The organism is Arthrobacter sp. 2MCAF15 (genome assembly GCF_052115605.1).
In the GTDB taxonomy this organism is placed as follows: Bacteria; Actinomycetota; Actinomycetes; order Actinomycetales; family Micrococcaceae; genus Arthrobacter.
In genome coordinates, this window is record NZ_JBFRGZ010000003.1 from 340,536 (window position 1) to 355,414 (window position 14,879).

Annotated in this window: 14 protein-coding genes; 5 read left to right on the plus strand and 9 right to left on the minus strand. The window is 68.3% G+C overall.

Annotation, left to right across the window (positions count from 1 at the left end):
• Positions 1 to 15 precede the first annotated feature (15 nt).
• Positions 16 to 651: a class I SAM-dependent methyltransferase gene (locus tag AB4089_RS05235; RefSeq protein ID WP_441408224.1), complete on the plus strand. Its 636-nt coding sequence runs from the start codon at positions 16 to 18 to the stop codon at positions 649 to 651.
• 139 nt (positions 652 to 790) lie between these two features.
• On the opposite strand, the gene AB4089_RS05240 is transcribed toward AB4089_RS05235, so the two are convergent.
• Together AB4089_RS05240 and AB4089_RS05245 are read right to left on the minus strand one after the other, a co-directional pair.
• Complete coding sequence (locus tag AB4089_RS05240) at positions 791 to 2,008, minus strand: fatty acid desaturase family protein (RefSeq protein WP_441408225.1); 1,218 nt, start codon at positions 2,006 to 2,008, stop codon at positions 791 to 793.
• Positions 2,009 to 2,021: 13 nt separating this feature from the next.
• Positions 2,022 to 3,104: a ferredoxin reductase gene (locus AB4089_RS05245; RefSeq protein ID WP_441408226.1), complete on the minus strand. Its 1,083-nt coding sequence runs from the start codon at positions 3,102 to 3,104 to the stop codon at positions 2,022 to 2,024.
• A gap of 97 nt (positions 3,105 to 3,201) precedes the next feature.
• Here AB4089_RS05245 and AB4089_RS05250 point away from each other — a divergent pair, with 97 nt between their 5' ends.
• The gene (locus AB4089_RS05250) at positions 3,202 to 4,410 is read left to right on the plus strand and encodes a helix-turn-helix domain-containing protein (RefSeq protein WP_441408227.1); all 1,209 of its coding nucleotides are present in this window, start codon (positions 3,202 to 3,204) and stop codon (positions 4,408 to 4,410) included.
• Between the two features lie 66 nt (positions 4,411 to 4,476).
• Here the strand turns inward: AB4089_RS05250 and AB4089_RS05255 are convergent, their stop codons facing one another.
• A complete protein-coding gene (locus AB4089_RS05255; protein ID WP_441408228.1) occupies positions 4,477 to 5,838 on the minus strand; it encodes a protein kinase domain-containing protein in 1,362 nt (453 codons plus the stop codon).
• A 174-nt stretch (positions 5,839 to 6,012) separates the two neighbouring features.
• Positions 6,013 to 7,626 carry a peptide chain release factor 3 gene (locus AB4089_RS05260; RefSeq protein ID WP_441408229.1) on the minus strand — a complete coding sequence of 538 codons (1,614 nt, stop codon included), beginning with the start codon at positions 7,624 to 7,626 and terminating at the stop codon, positions 6,013 to 6,015.
• A gap of 385 nt (positions 7,627 to 8,011) precedes the next feature.
• Here AB4089_RS05260 and disA point away from each other — a divergent pair, with 385 nt between their 5' ends.
• A complete protein-coding gene (gene disA, locus AB4089_RS05265) occupies positions 8,012 to 9,088 on the plus strand; it encodes a DNA integrity scanning diadenylate cyclase DisA (protein ID WP_441408230.1) in 1,077 nt (358 codons plus the stop codon).
• A 32-nt stretch (positions 9,089 to 9,120) separates the two neighbouring features.
• Here the strand turns inward: disA and AB4089_RS05270 are convergent, their stop codons facing one another.
• The gene (locus AB4089_RS05270; protein ID WP_441408231.1) at positions 9,121 to 9,708 is read right to left on the minus strand and encodes a hypothetical protein; all 588 of its coding nucleotides are present in this window, start codon (positions 9,706 to 9,708) and stop codon (positions 9,121 to 9,123) included.
• A gap of 404 nt (positions 9,709 to 10,112) precedes the next feature.
• Between AB4089_RS05270 and AB4089_RS05275 the strand changes: the two genes are divergently transcribed.
• Together AB4089_RS05275 and AB4089_RS05280 are read left to right on the plus strand one after the other, a co-directional pair.
• Positions 10,113 to 10,949, plus strand: a complete 837-nt coding sequence (locus AB4089_RS05275) for an A/G-specific adenine glycosylase (protein ID WP_441408232.1) — start codon at positions 10,113 to 10,115, stop codon at positions 10,947 to 10,949.
• A gap of 16 nt (positions 10,950 to 10,965) precedes the next feature.
• Positions 10,966 to 11,463: a hypothetical protein gene (locus tag AB4089_RS05280; RefSeq protein WP_441408233.1), complete on the plus strand. Its 498-nt coding sequence runs from the start codon at positions 10,966 to 10,968 to the stop codon at positions 11,461 to 11,463.
• 25 nt (positions 11,464 to 11,488) lie between these two features.
• Here AB4089_RS05280 and dhaM read toward each other — a convergent pair whose 3' ends face one another.
• The 4 genes from dhaM to AB4089_RS05300 all read right to left on the minus strand — a co-directional run bounded on the left by dhaM (position 11,489) and on the right by AB4089_RS05300 (position 14,879).
• Entirely contained in the window at positions 11,489 to 12,172 is a 684-nt protein-coding gene (gene dhaM, locus AB4089_RS05285) for a dihydroxyacetone kinase phosphoryl donor subunit DhaM (RefSeq protein WP_441408234.1), read from the minus strand.
• Positions 12,169 to 12,795 (minus strand): dihydroxyacetone kinase subunit DhaL, encoded by a 627-nt coding sequence (dhaL, locus tag AB4089_RS05290; RefSeq protein ID WP_441408235.1) that lies wholly within the window; start codon positions 12,793 to 12,795, stop codon positions 12,169 to 12,171. Before dhaL ends, dhaM begins: the two co-directional genes overlap by 4 nt.
• Positions 12,796 to 12,797: 2 nt before the next feature.
• Positions 12,798 to 13,799: a dihydroxyacetone kinase subunit DhaK gene (dhaK, locus tag AB4089_RS05295; RefSeq protein WP_441408236.1), complete on the minus strand. Its 1,002-nt coding sequence runs from the start codon at positions 13,797 to 13,799 to the stop codon at positions 12,798 to 12,800.
• Between the two features lie 546 nt (positions 13,800 to 14,345).
• Complete coding sequence (locus AB4089_RS05300) at positions 14,346 to 14,879, minus strand: amino-acid N-acetyltransferase (protein ID WP_441408237.1); 534 nt, start codon at positions 14,877 to 14,879, stop codon at positions 14,346 to 14,348.

Genomic DNA, 14,879 nt, shown 5'->3' on the forward strand with positions numbered 1-14,879 from the left:
CGTAAGGAGCCCCCCATGCCGGAAACCAGCCGCCGCGATTCATCATTCGGGCGATCCTATGCCCGGGTGGGCCCGCGGATGGACGCCCGCGGGGCAATGGAGCACCGCCGGCGCCTGGTGGAACCTGCGCACGGAGTCGTCGTCGAAATCGGCGCGGGATACGGGGCCACCTTCGCGTTCTACCCTGCCGCGGTAACCTCCGTGCTAGCCCTCGAACCGGACCCCACACTCCGGGGGCTGGCCGGCGCGGCCGCCGCGAAGGCACCTGTGCCTGTCACCGTGCAGGACGGCGTGGCCGAAGCGCTGCCGGCCGCGGACGCCTCGGTGGACGTCGTCGTCTCCAGTTTGGTGCTGTGCAGCGTCGCGGACCAGTCCGCCGCCCTCGCGGAGATGGTCCGGGTCCTGCGCCCCGGCGGCTCGCTGCTGTTCTATGAACACGTCCGCTCCGCGCACCGCGTGCTGGCGGCCGCCGAAGACCTCCTCACACCGCTGTGGACCCGACTGGCAGGCGGATGCCACCCGAACCGCGACACCACCGCCATGATCGTCCAGGCCGGCCTCACCGTGCAGCGCATCGACCGCTTCGGCTTTTCGGTCCTCCCCGGCAACCCGCGGCTGGCCCACATCCTTGGTGCGGCGGGCAAGTCCTGAGCCGGCCGCCGGTCACCGAAGCCCTTTAGGGGACGCGAGGGGCGCCTGCCGCGATGGCAGACGCCCCTCTGGTTAATCCTTCAAACCCATTCAAACCCATTCAAACGGGTGGTTTGACCCTGAAGTCGGGCCTGCCTGGCTAGGCCTTCTTCGGCGGCAGGGCCAGCTTGAAGATCTTCGCCCACGTGGAGCCGACCTGCTTCAGCAGCGGGCCGGTGGTGTACGGCAGCCCGTAGCGCTTGCAGATTTCCTGCACCTTCGGCGCCACCTCCGCGTAGCGGTTAGAGGGCAGGTCCGGGAACAGGTGGTGCTCAATCTGGTGCGAGAGATTGCCGGTCATGAGGTGCATGAACTTGGAGCCGGAGATGTTGGCCGAGCCAATCATCTGCCGGACATACCAGTCGCCGCGGGTCTCGCCTTCGACCATTTCCTCGGTGAAAGTGTCGGTGCCTTCGGGGAAGTGGCCGCAGAAGATCACCGCGTGCGCCCACACGTTGCGGACGGCGTTGGCGGTCAGGGTGCCGTACAGGGCCTGCTTGCCGGAACCGGTCAGCATGGCGACGGCGGGCGTGGCGGCATAGTCCTTGGTGAACTGCTTCAGCGCCTTGCGGCCGAGGGCCTTCAAGTCCCTGTTCAGGGCTTCCTTCGACTTCCGGCCTTCTTTGTAGTCCACGAGTTCGAGGTCGTAGATCGCTATGCCCCACTCGAACACCGGTGCCAGCAGCGCGTTGTAGACCGGGTTGCCGATGTTGAACGGCACCCATTTCTGCTCCGGATCCATCCGCAACAGGTTGTATCCGATGTCGTTGTCCTTGCCGACCACATTTGTCCAGCGGTGGTGGAGGTCATTGTGGGTGTGCTGCCAGGACCGCGCGGGGGTGACGAAGTCCCATTCCCACGTGGTGGAGTGGATGTCCGGGTCCCGCATCCAGTCCCACTGGCCGTGCAGGATGTTGTGCCCGAGCTCCATGTTTTCCAGGATCTTAGCGAAGCTCAGCAGTGCGGTGCCGGCGATCCAGGCGGGCTTGTTCTTGCTGACCAGGAGCGCGGCACGGCCGGAAAGTTCCAGGCCACGCTGGATCTTGATCATGCGGCGGATGTAGGCGGCGTCCGACGCTCCGCGCTTGGCGAGGATGTCGTCCTTGATGGCGTCGAGTTCCCTCCCCAGCTCAGCGACCTGCTCGTCGGAAAGGTGGGCAGCGGCGGGCGGACGCAGCAGCGGGCTGCCGGTCTCGGCGAGGGCGCCGGGCCGCGTCTTCGCGGCGGTCACCACCGTTGCTGCCGGGGCGCCGTCTGCGGAGGCGCCGCCAGTGGTGTCGATGTCGGATAGATCCGGTTTGCTGGAAACAATCGTCATGCGGTGATACTCCTCAGAGGTCGAGGTTAACGGGGCCGGCGGCTGCCGACACGCACGTCTGGATTAGTTGGCCGGGCTCGCCGTGCACTTCGCCCGTGCGGAGGTCCCGGACATGGCCGGCACGCAGTGGAATGAGGCAGCTGTGGCAGATGCCCATCCGGCAGCCGCTTGGCATCAGGACACCGGCGTCCTCGCCGACGTCGAGCAGCGGGGTGTCGCCGTCGGCCTCGACTTCGCGGTCGGAGGCCTCGAAGGTGACCAGTCCGCCGTCGTGCCCGGCGCCGCCGGCGAGGCTGGCGCTGAAGCGCTCGATAGTAAGGGAGCCTGCGGGGGCGTCAGCCTCCGGCAGATCCACCTCGCCTACGGCCTCCCAGAGCGCCTCGGTGTCGTTGAGGAAGTCTTCCGGGCCGCACGCATAGGCTGCGCGCTGGCGCCAGTCCGGGCACAGCCGGTCCAGGTCAGCGGCTGAGCTGAAGTCCAGCCGTCCCTGGTCACCGGTGAACCAGTGCGTTACCCGGAAGTTGGGGAACTGGTCGGCGAGCTCGGCGAGTTCCTCTCGGAAGATTGCGTCCGCGGCGGAGCGGGCGGTGTGGATGAGCACGACGTCGGCGTCGGGACGGTGCGGTACGAGGGTGCGGATCATCGACATCACCGGGGTGATCCCGCTGCCGGCGGTGAGCATGAGCAGTGGGCGCGGGTGTTCGGGCAGGACGAAGTCGCCCTGCGGAGGGGCCAGGAACAGCACGTCGCCGGGTTTGGTCCCGCGCACGAGGGCCGCGGAGACGGCGCCCATGTCGGTAACCGTGATGGCCGGGTCCTGCCCCGCGGGGGCGCTGAGCGAATAGGACCGCCAGTGGCGGACGCCGTCGAGCTCGACGCCGATACGGGCCCACTGGCCGGCAAGATGTGCTTGCCAGCCGCGGCCGGGACGGAAGAAAATGGTGGCGGAATCGGCCGTTTCTGGAACCACCCTGGTGACCACGCCGCGCAACTGGCGGGCGGAAAACACAGGATTGAACAGCGACAGAATGTCTTCTGGAGCTAGTGGGGTGGTCAGTAGAGATGCGGCGCGCGCCAGCTTACGGAGCCGGATCATCTAACAACCTTATGTCAGTTTGCGCCATACTTCTTCACCCAAGGCATACGATCGACTTGATAAAACTATCCCGCCGCAACAACTCAACGGACTGTCCATGAATATATCCCCCGCCCGGGAGGCCGCCGGCCCCGCCCCCGCCTACGATCCTCCGTGGCTGGCCCTGCCGCGGGAGGTCAGCGATATGCTCCGCCCCCGGATGCCCGGCATCGTCGAGGCCATCATCGAGGCCGTCCCGCAGCTCGTTCCGGCGTACGCCAGGCCGATTGAGGGCCGATTCGGCCGTGGCCTGAGAAGGGGCGTGGCAGCGGCGCTCGACCGGTTCCTGCAACTGCCAGGGACCCGGCTGCCGGCGTTGTCCGAAGAGAGCCGGGAGCTGGTGGCCGGGCTGGGCAGCGGCGAGTTCCGGCAGGGGCGGAGCATGGACGCACTTCTGAGCGCGTACCGGATGGGTGCCCGTGTGACCTTCCGGGAAATGTCCAAGGTCTCCGTGGAACACCATCTGGGCCAGGGGGTCGTGGTGGATCTGGGCGAATCTATCCTCGCGTACATCGATGAGCTGTCGGCGGTCAGCGCCGAGGCCTATGCCTTTGAACAGTCCGAGCGCGCCGGAGCGGTGGACAGGCGGCGGACCGAGCTGCTGGACCTGCTCCTGCTCGGCCAGGCCGACGAGGCGGCGCTGCGCCAGACGGCGGCGATGGCGGACTGGTCCCTGCCTGCGCGCATGGCGGTGGTGACGCTGCCGCTGGACCGGGCCGCCGGGCTGCGGCTGCGCCTTGGTCCCGGAACCCTGGTGATTGAGCGTGAGACCGACGTCGTGGCCCTGGTGCCGGCGCGGAAGTCGCCGTCCGCCCGCGAGGACCTGGACCGCGTCCTGAAGGGGCGCGGCGCATCCGTGGGGCCCTCCGGCAGCTGGGAAAGGGTTCCGGATTCACTGCGGCTGGCCGTGCTGGCCGCCGCGGCCCTGCCGCCGCGTGAGGGTCCCGAGGATCCCCCGATCTGGGCCGACGAGCACCTGGCCCAGGTGATTCTCTCGGCGGAGCCCTCGGCGATCACCGAGCTGGCGAACCGGCGGCTGGCGCCCCTGGAAGGACTCCGTCCCGCACAACGCGAGCGGCTCGCCGAAACCCTGCTCTCCTGGCTGCGCCACTGGGGCCAGCGGGCGCCGGTTGCCGCCGAACTGGGGATCCATCCGCAGACCGTGGGCTACCGGGCGGCGCAGCTGCGCGAACTCTTCGGCGACGCCCTTGAGGATCCCACCGCGCGCTTCGAGCTCGAACTGGCCCTGCACGCCGGCCGGCGGTAGGCGGCCCGGCGGGAGGAGGGTCCGACGCCGGCACCTGACTTCGGGGGGCGGCGGTAGGCGTGTCTCTTACAACCCGGCGAGCGCCCGCCGGCTGTGAAGCCGCAGCTCCAAGTCGTGCATCACGAGCGCCGCCAGGTCCTCCAGCGCAGCAGTGTCCTCATAGCTGAACTCGCGGGGCTCACGGTCCAGGATGCACAAGGTGCCCAGGTTGTAGCCGTCAGGAGTGCGCAGCGGCACCCCGGCATAGAACTGCAGGCCGAACTCGCCCGCTACGAGGGGGTTGGTCAGCGTCCGGGGATCGTTGATGGCGTCCCGGACAATCCAGGCATCGCCCTGCAGGACGGCGGAGGCGCACAACCCGGGATCCCGGCCGATCTCCGTGACGTCCGTGCCGTGGTGGGCCTTGAACCAGATGCGGTCATGGTCCACAACGCTGACAATCGCCACGGGCACCGAGAACATGCGTGCGGCCAGCGCCGCGATCCGGTCGAAGGCGCCATCCGCGGGGGTGTCGAGGATCCGGTACCGCTCGACCGCCTGCATGCGCCCTTCTTCGTCGGTCAGCAGCGCGGCCTGGTCACGGCGGTGGCGTCCCGCGCCATTGATGACTTCCTGGCGCAGGGCCAGGGAGACTTCGCGGGCCGGCGGGCGGGCCGCCGGATCCCTGTCCAGCATGGAGGTCAGCAGTGTCGCCCACAGAGGCGCAAGCTCTTCGGGGATGTGCGGGTCCTGGAGCAGCCGGGCCAGGGCGGACTGGACAGGCGCGCCCGGGTACGCCATTTTCCCGGTCAGACCTTCCAGCAGGACCAGCCCGAGCGAATAGACGTCGCTGGCAGGGCCGGCCGGTTCGCCGGCGGCCTGTTCGGGGCTGAGGTAGGCCGGGGTGCCGGAACTGTCGTCCGGGTCGCCGCGGTGGCCTTCCCGGATGGTGATGGCCACGCCGAAGTCGCTGAGTTTGGCGCGCGGGCGCCGGTCCTCGGCGCTGTAGTCAACGAGCAGGATGTTGGCCGGCTTGACGTCCCGGTGGATGATGCCGTGGTGGTGGATGTGGGCCAGTCCGTCGGCGAGATCGTGCCCGATCAGCGCCATGTGGGCCGCCGAAAGCGGTCCCTCGGCCGAGCGGCGACGCAGGTCGGGGCCGCGGACCAGTTCCATCACCAGGAAGCTGAGCCGGCGGTCCGGGTCCCTGAGCTCTGTCCCGGCGTCGAACAGTGTCACGAGGGCGTGGTGGGCCATCCCCGCCAGGATCCGCACTTCCTCGCTTTGCCTGCGGGTCCGTTCTTCGTCCACAGTGCCGTCGCGGAAAAGTTTGACTGCCACCTCGCGGCTCAGGACCTCCTCCGTGGCACGGTACACACTTGATTGGCTGCCCCGGCCGATGAGTTCTTCGATCCGGTAGCGCCCGCTGAGCAGGAAACCGGGGTCCATGGTTGTCAAAGTTCTACGTGGTCCCTCTAATGGGGCCGCCGCTGGAATCAGGCGGATCAGTCCGAAGCCGGAAATCTCGTCCCGGCACCCGCATAATAAGCAAGCTTACTTATGATAACGCGGAAACCGGATTCCGGAAGACGTCCCGACGGTCTTTCTGTCCGGCGCCTTGCGCTATTTTGCGGGGTTGTGGGTGCCGATCGGCACCAGGGTGAGGTCGGGGTGGTTCTTTTCGATCCGGCGCAGGGCCCAGACGTCGTTGAACAGGGCCAGGTATTCGCCGTCGGAGCGCAGGAGGACCTCGGCGCCCGGGACGTTGGCCAGCGCCGGCATGGCCTCGACGGTGGAGATCCGGGCCATGGAATACGGGAGCCGTTCCAGCCGCATTGGGGCGCTGAAGTCGTGCGCCATCCGGTCTTCGACCACCTCGAACTGCATGGGGCCGACGGCGGCCAGCACTGGCGCCTGGTCACCGCGGATGTCAGAGCGGAGCACCTGGATGACGCCCTCATGCTCGAGCTGTTCGATGCCGCGGCGGAACTGCTTGAACCGGCTGGGGTCCTTGGAGCGGGCCACCTGGAAGTGTTCCGGGGCGAACAGCGGGATCGCGGGGAACTCCACGGGCTGGTCCAGGAACAGGCTGTCCCCCACGCGGAGTGAGGAGGCATTGACCAGGCCCACGACGTCGCCGGGGAAGGCCTCGTCGATCACCTCGCGTTCGCGGCCGAAGACCTGCTGGGCGTACTTGGTGGCGAAGGATTTCCCGGTCCGCCCCTGGGTGACCACCATGCCGCGTTCGAACATGCCGGAGCAGACCCGGATGAAGGCAACGTGGTCCCGGTGGGCCTTGTTCATGCCGGCCTGGACCTTGAAGACGAATCCGGAGAACGGGGCATCGACCGGGCGCGGATCGCCGTCGACGTCGGGCCGCGGGGCAGCGGGCGGGGCGAAGTCGACGAGGGCGTCCAGGATTTCCTTCACGCCGAAGTTCAGCGCTGCCGAGCTGAAAAGGATCGGTGTCGCCTGGCCGGCGTGGAAGGCATCGACGTCGAACGCCAGGTTCGATTCGATGACCAACCCGGCCTCGTCCACGGCGTTGGTCCAGTCCTCGCCCTGGCTGGCGGCGGCCTGGTCGGGGGTGAAGTACTCGGTGAGGGCGATGTTGGCGCCGGCGTTGTTGCGTTTGAACTGCGCGAACCGGTCATTGCGCAGGTCCCAGACGCCGCGGAAGTCGCCGGAGATCCCCACGGCCCAGGTCAGCGGCATCGGCTGCAGGCCGGTGCGCTCGGTGATCTCGTCCATGAGGGCCAGGGCGTCCAGGCCGGGCCGGTCCCACTTGTTGATGACCGTGATGATGGGCAGGTTGCGCTGCTTGCAGACCTCGAAGAGCTTCATGGTCTGGGTTTCCAGGCCCTTTGCGGCGTCGACCAGCATCACGGCGCAGTCCACGGCGGCGAGGACGCGGTACGTGTCCTCGGAGAAGTCAGCGTGGCCCGGGGTGTCCAGGAGGTTGATGACGGTGTCCCGGTAGGCGAACTGCAGCGCTGCCGAGCTGATGGAGATGCCGCGGTCCTTTTCCATCTGCATCCAGTCCGAGACCGTCTCCTTGCGGTTGGCCTTGCCGCTGGAGGCGCCGGCAGTGCCGATCACCTTTGCGTGCAGCGCGAGGGCCTCCGTCAGGGTGGACTTGCCGGCGTCGGGGTGCGAGATGACCGCGAAAGTCCGACGCCGGGCCGCCTGCTTGTGAATCTCCTGGACTCGGGCGGGGCTGAGGACTTCTTGAGACACGATGCTACTTTCGCTGCGGCTGTGGACGGGTCACGGCGCGGAGAACCCGCGGTACACCCAAGGGTTCAAGTTTATCGCAGGCCGCGGACAGCGCACGAAGCGGGCATGACTTGGGTTCGCAGGGGACATGACAGGGGAATAAAGGCAGCCCGAAGCGGCGGTCCGGCACCGGCAAAATGCCCCCGCGAACGGTCCCCGCGGCGGCACTTCCGGGAGCTCCGGCGGAACGTCGCAATGGACCACTTTAAGGCTTGCTTGTGCGGAAGAGGCCCTGCTTTACCCCTATCATGGGGAGAGCGGGGAACTGAGTACTTTTGATCCTGCCGGGAGACCCTGGAAACCGGCGCACTTGCGGGCATGCGCCTGCACCTTTGAAGGGAAATCTATGGCTCGGAGCCCTGAAGATGCGCTCAAGGCGACCCTGGCCAGAGTGGCACCGGGCACGGCCCTTCGCGACGGCCTGGAACGCATCCTGCGCGGACGGACCGGCGCCCTGATCGTGCTGGGCATCGACAGGACCATTGAGTCCATCTGTTCCGGCGGCTTCGAGATCGGCATCGACTTCTCCCCCACCAGGCTGCGGGAACTGGCGAAGATGGACGGTGCCATTGTCTGCGACAAGGACGCCAGCAACATCCTGCGCGCGGCCGTCCAGCTCGTCCCGGACTCGAGCATCGAAACGCAGGAATCGGGCACCCGGCACCGGACGGCGGAACGCGTGGCCATCCAGACGGGCGTCCCGGTCATCTCGGTCAGCCAGTCCATGCAGATCATCGCGCTGTACGTGAACGGTCTGCGCCACGTCCTGGAGGGCTCAGAGAAGGTCCTGGCCCGCGCCAACCAGGCACTGGCAACCCTGGAACGCTACCGCTCGCGGCTGGACCAGGTGACCAGCTCGCTCTCCGCCCTGGAAATCGAGGCCATGGTGACGGTCCGCGACGTCGCGGTCACCCTCCAGCGCCAGGAAATGGTGCGCAGGATCTCCGAGGAAATCTCCCAGTATGTCCTGGAACTCGGCGAGGACGGCCGCCTGCTCTCGCTGCAGCTGGACGAGCTCACCGTGGGCCGCGGCCCGGGCAGCGACGTCATCATCCGCGACTACTCCGGCCCCGCCGCCTCCGCGGAGGACATCGACAACGCGGTCAAGGCCCTCGTCAGCCTGGGCCCCACCGAACTGATCGACCTGGGCAAGATCGCCGGGATCGTTGGCTTTGCCGGCGGCGAAGCCAACCTCGACGCCGTCGTGCAGCCGCGCGGCTACCGTCTGCTCTCCGGCCTCAAAGCCGTGCCGAAGGCAGTCGCCGACCGGCTCGTGGACCACTTTGGCGGCCTGCAGTTCCTGATGGCGGCAACGATTGATGACCTCATGACCGTGGACGGGATCGGTGACCAGCGCGCCAGGACCGTCAGGGAGGGTCTGAGCCGGATGGCCGAGGCAAGCCTGCTGGACCGGTTCCTCTAAACCCTCACCCCCGCACACGCCTGGCGCCCCGGTTAGTTGAGCTGGAACACGGCACCCTTGGCGCTTGTCTTGTTCGCCAGCCGTGCGGTGAAGACATAGTAGGCGCCCCCGGCGCCGGGTTTGGCGTCGATGGATTCGCAGCCCTGCACCGTGCGGTTGCGCTGCCAGGGGAAGTTCGCCGTTTCACTCTTGCCCGGAGCAATGGTCTTCATCAGGTCCGTACTCTCGGCCTGGCAATCCTTGGACGAGAAGATCCGGTCCGAGCCGCTGGTGATCATGTATTCCATCTGCGAGGTCCCAATGTTGATCTCGCAGGGGACCTTGTTGTTGTTGGTCACCTTCAGGCTCAGCATCGGCTTCTCGCCGGCGGCATAGGCCTGCTTGTCGGTGGCGGCCGTGACGGTCACCAGATTCTGCTCGCAGCCGTCCCCCGAGGACGGCGTGGGCGAAGCCGAAGGGTCCTCGGACGCCGCGGAACTTTCCGATGCGGAGGCGGTCGGCTGGCCCGCGGGAGCCGATCCTGCCCCGGTCGGCTGGCCGGACGGCTGGCCGCCGCCGATGGCGTTGGAGATGGCCACGAAGCCGCCGAAGCCCACGGCGATGATGAGCAGCAGGACCACGCCGGCAACCAGTCGGCGACGGCGGTAGACCCGGGTAAGCGGGGGCCGTCCGGGCTTTCGCCCGGGCCGTCCTCCGCCGGAACCTTTCGGCCGCGATCCGCCTGTTCCTGAACTGCCTTGCCTGACCATTCTTCTAGCCTAGAGAACCGCGTGGGCTATGGCGTCCGACCACGCCGCTGGACCCGCCGCCGTCCCGATCCGTTACCCCGATCTACTACGCTGGATGGATCGAAACTCTAACCCCCACGCCCCCAGTATCCGCCGCGGCACAGCGGGAGTCCCTGCCCGCCGGGCCGTGCGATGGCGCCGCGGATCTCCCCGCCCTCCATGCCGCCCTGGATGGCTGGTTCGCGTCGAACGCCAGGGAACTGCCGTGGCGGGCCGCGGAGTGCACGCCCTGGGGCGTGCTGGTCAGCGAGGTCATGCTGCAGCAGACGCCGGTGGTACGGGTCCTTCCGGTCTGGCAGGAATGGCTGCGCCGCTGGCCGGAGCCGTCCGATCTGGCCGGGGAACCGGCCGGGGAAGCCGTCAGGTCCTGGGGCCGGCTGGGCTATCCGCGGCGCGCCCTGCGCCTGCATGCCGCCGCCGCAGCAATCAGGGACAGCCACGGCGGCGCCGTCCCCGGCTCCTACGCCGAGCTCCTGGAGCTCCCCGGCGTGGGCAGCTACACCGCCGCTGCCGTTGCGGCATTCGCGTATGGACGCCGTGAAACGGTGGTGGACACCAACATCCGCCGGGTCCATGCGCGGCTGGTCTCCGGCTCGGCGCTGCCGTCGCAGGCCCTCACCGCTGCCGAAATGAGGCTGGCGGCATCGCTGCTCCCCGCCGACCCCGGCGCCTCGGTGCGCTGGAACGCCTCCGTCATGGAACTCGGCGCGCTGGTCTGCACGGCGCGGGCCCCCAAGTGCGGCCAATGCCCGGTCCGCGAGTCCTGCGCCTGGCTTGCGGCCGGCGAGCCGCCGCCAACGTACACACCCAAGGGGCAGTCCTGGCACGGCACCGACCGGCAGGTGCGCGGCGCCGTCATGGCCGTGCTGCGGGTGGCCGAGGACCCCGTGGCTCCGGTCCTGTTCCACGAGGCCCCGGCGGACCTGGGCTTTGAACCGCATGGGATCGGGATCCCGCTCGCGGCCCTGCACCGGCTCAATGCCGCTCCCGAACAGCTCGAACGCGCGCTGGACGGCCTGCTGGGCGACGGCCTCGCGGAACTGCACCTGGGCGGCTTCCGGCTCCCTGCCTGAGGATCTACGCTGGAGCATGCGAATGCAGGCGGCCGCGGCCGCACTGGCCCTCACCGCCGTCGTGGCCACCTCGTGCCGGGCGGAGGTCGCTTGCCCGGCGATCGCCCAGGCAACGGTTGTTTCCCTTACCGTGGCCCGGGAGTACGCCCCGTCGGTGCGGACCATCCACCTCTCGGCCTGCCAGGACGGCCGCTGCAAGGAAGCTAACCTGGAACTCGTTCCAGGGAGCACCGCCGTGGACCAGGGCTGCGAGCCGGGCCACTCCGGCGGCGACGGCGTCTGCTCGGCCACTTCTTCCCCCAACGGCACCCTCACCGGCATGCTGATGATGGACACGCTGACGGCCAGCCGCATCGAAGTTACGGCTACGGGCACAGATACCGCCGGAAATCCGTTGCCGGCACGCACAGCCGCCTTCACGCCCCGTACGGCGCATCCGTTTGGGGAGCAGTGCGGAACTTTCATCACAGCCAGCGTGGTGCTCGACTCGGACGGACTCCGGCAGGCCCCATAGCCCGGACCCGATGGCCCGGGCCCGCTTACGGTTCCCCGAACCCCGAGCTGACCAGGCGCTCGAGGTAGCCGACCGCCTTGGCGGCGTCGGGGCCGCTGGCTTCCACGTGCAGGACGGTTCCCTTGCCGGCGGCAAGCATCATGAGCTCTGTCATCGAGGCGCCATCGGCGCCGTTGACGGTCACGTCGGCGTCCATGGCGGACAGGCCTCCGGCGATCTTCGCCGCCGGCCGGGCGTGCATTCCCGCCTGGTTGACGAGTTCGAAGTCCCCCGTGGCATCCGGGGGCTGCTGGTGTCCGTGCTCGGCCGCCGCAGGATGGGCCGGGGGCCGGTAGACGGCCTCCGCCGCGTCCTTGACCGCCGCCGCTTCGGCCCCCGCCTGGGCAGCCACGGCGGCCGCAACGAGTCCTTCGACCAGTGGCGCGTCCGCGAGCAGCACAGATCCCGGATCCGCCGCGAACTCTACTGCGGACTCGGCCGTCATCACGGCGGATCCGAGGTCAGTGAGCACCACGACGCCTTCACCGGCCCCGTCACCGGCGGCCTCCTCCAGGGCAGCCATGACCTTTTCCAGACTCGTGCCGATCCGGCCGTCGTCGGTGCCGCCGGCGGGGAGGATGAGGACGTCCGGCGCCATCTGGGCGGCGAGCTCGGCGGCGCCGTCGGCGATCTTGGCGCTGTGCGAGACGACCACCAGCCGGACTGTCATTCAGTGGCTCCGGCCGCGGCGCGCAGGATCAGCGCACTGGAGACCGCTCCCGGGTCGCGGTGGCCGATGCTGCGCTCTCCCAGATAACTGGCGCGGCCCTTGCGGGCGAGCATCGGATCCGTGGACACGGCACCGGCCTCGGCGGCCTCTGCCGCGGCGAGCAGCACCTTCCGGACATCGCCGTCGCCGGCCTCGGCGGCGGCTGCCTCTATCGCAGGAGTCCAGGCGTCCACCATGGTCTTGTCCCCCGGCTCGGCCTTTCCGCGGGCCACAATCCCGTCGCGGGCAGCCTGCAGCGCGGCTGCCAGGGTGGCGGCGTCGACGTCGGACGTGTCACCCAGCGCCGTGGCGGCCCGCAGGAAAGCAGTGCCATAGAGCGGGCCGGCGGCCCCGCCAACCTTGGACATCAGCGTCATGGCCGTCAGCTTCAGGGCCGCTCCCGGAGTTTCCGGCGGCGCCTCGGACAGTTTGTCCATCACGGCCTTGAAGCCGCGGTCCATGTTCTCGCCGTGGTCCGAGTCCCCGATGGGCCGGTCCAGCTCGATCAGCTCCACCCGGTGATCGGCCATGGCCTGCGCCGAGAGCGTCAGCCAGCGCACGGCCCAGCCGACATCCAGCCCCACGGTCAGACGCCCCAGCGAAGGGCCGGAGTGTGCACGGGAGCGTCCCAGAGTGTCGTCATTTCGTCATCGAGGCGCAGGACGGTGATGGAGCAACCCTGCATTTCGAGGGAGGTGATGTAGTTGCCCACAAGGGAGCGCGCCACGGTAACGCCCTGCTCGGCGAGTTTCTGGGCCGCCCGGCGGTACACGATGTAGAGCTCGCTCGCCGGAGTGCCGCCCATGCCGTTGACGAACAGGAGCACCTTGTCCCCGGAATTCAGTCCGAGGTCGCTGACCACAGGATCCAAGAGGCGGTCGGTGATGCCGTCGGCGTTTTCCATGGGAATCCTGTGCCGTCCCGGCTCGCCGTGGATGCCGATCCCGATTTCGATCTCGTTTTCCTCGAGCTCGAAACTGGGAACCCCCGCGTGCGGAACGGTGCAGGCCGACAACGCCACGCCCATGCTGCGCACGTTCTGGTTGACCCGGTCCCCGATCGCGGCCACGGCGTCCAGGTTGTCGCCACGCTCGGCTGCCGCGCCGGCGATCTTCTCGACCAGGACGGTGCCGCCGACGCCCCTGCGGCCCGCCGTGTACAGCGAATCCTCCACGGCGACGTCGTCGTTGACCAGGACTGTGCGGATCTCGACGCCTTCGGCCTGCGCGAGTTCGGCGGCGGTTTCGAAGTTGAGGACGTCCCCGGTGTAGTTCTTCACGATGTGCACGACGCCGGCGCCGGAGTTCACGGCCAGCGTTGCCGGCAGGATCTGGTCCGGTGTGGGCGAGGTGAACACGGCGCCGGGAACGGCGGCGTCGAGCATGCCCACCCCGACATAGCCGCCGTGGAGCGGCTCATGTCCGCTGCCGCCGCCGGAAACGAGTCCGACTTTCCCCGCCACCGGCGCGTCCTTGCGCACGATGTATTTCGGGTCCGCGAAGACGGTCACGAGGTCGGCATGTGCAAGCCCGAACCCTTCCACTGACTCGTCGACCACGGCCTTGGGATCATTGATGAGTTTCTTCATGGCGGCGCTCCCTGGATGGTTGTCCTGGCTGTGCTTAGACCCTACTACCGGGGCACGGCCGGCGGTAGGCTCCCGTTTCCCGGGCCCGGGGCTCCACGGCGGAGCCGCAAGTGCACTGATAAGCCGCAAATACGCGGCGGGGCTGCGAATTCCGGCCGGCGGGGTTGATGCGGTTCGTTCTTCGTCCCGCGGAAGCGTCGTCAGGCCTGCTTGTCGGCCCGCGCCGGGAAGTGCGGCCAGGCGTCCACGCCCAGCCAGGAGAACGGCGGCGCGGCGGGCGACGAGCGGTTGGCGGGTCCCGGCGCTGCGCCCTCCAGCAACCGGGCGGGCAACTGATTTGGCGTCTGGACTGGTGACCCCGGCGGCTCTGCCGGCATGTCAGCGGCTCTGGCGGCTGTTCTGTGGAAAGCGGAGAAATCGGGAAAAATCACGTCGTTAAGCAATTTTCTGCCTCCGAAAAGTATTGCGGCCCACCCCCTGGGCCGGGATCAGTTTATCCACCAAATTTATTGATGGGAAGTCCCGGTCCGACGGATGCTGCGGGCGCTACAGTTCCTTGATCATCCGCGTGTTGCCCAGTGTGTTCGGTTTGACCCGCGCGAGGTCCAGGAATTCGGCCACGCCTTCGTCATGGGAGCGCAGCAGCTCCGAATACACCACGGGGTCGACGGCGGTCTGGTCGGCCATGACTTCAAAGCCGTGCTTCTTGAAAAAATCCACTTCGAACGTCAGGCAGAAGACGCGCGAGACCCCCAGCGCGCGGGCATCCTCCAGCAGCCGCTCCACCAGCACGTGGCCAACTCCCTTGCCGCGCCATGCATCCGAGGCGGCCAGGGTGCGCACCTCGGCGAGGTCTTCCCACATGACGTGGAGCGCTCCGCAGCCGATCACCTCGCCGTCTTCGGCTTCGGCGATCCGGAATTCCTGCAGGCTTTCGTAGTAGGCCACGGTTTCTTTGGCCATGAGGATCCGCTGGTCGGCCAGCGGCGCGACGAGCGTCTTGATGGCGCCAACGTCGCTGGTGCGGGCAGGGCGGATGCGGATCGTCGCAGTGGCGGTCTCGGTCACGGTCTCAGTCAC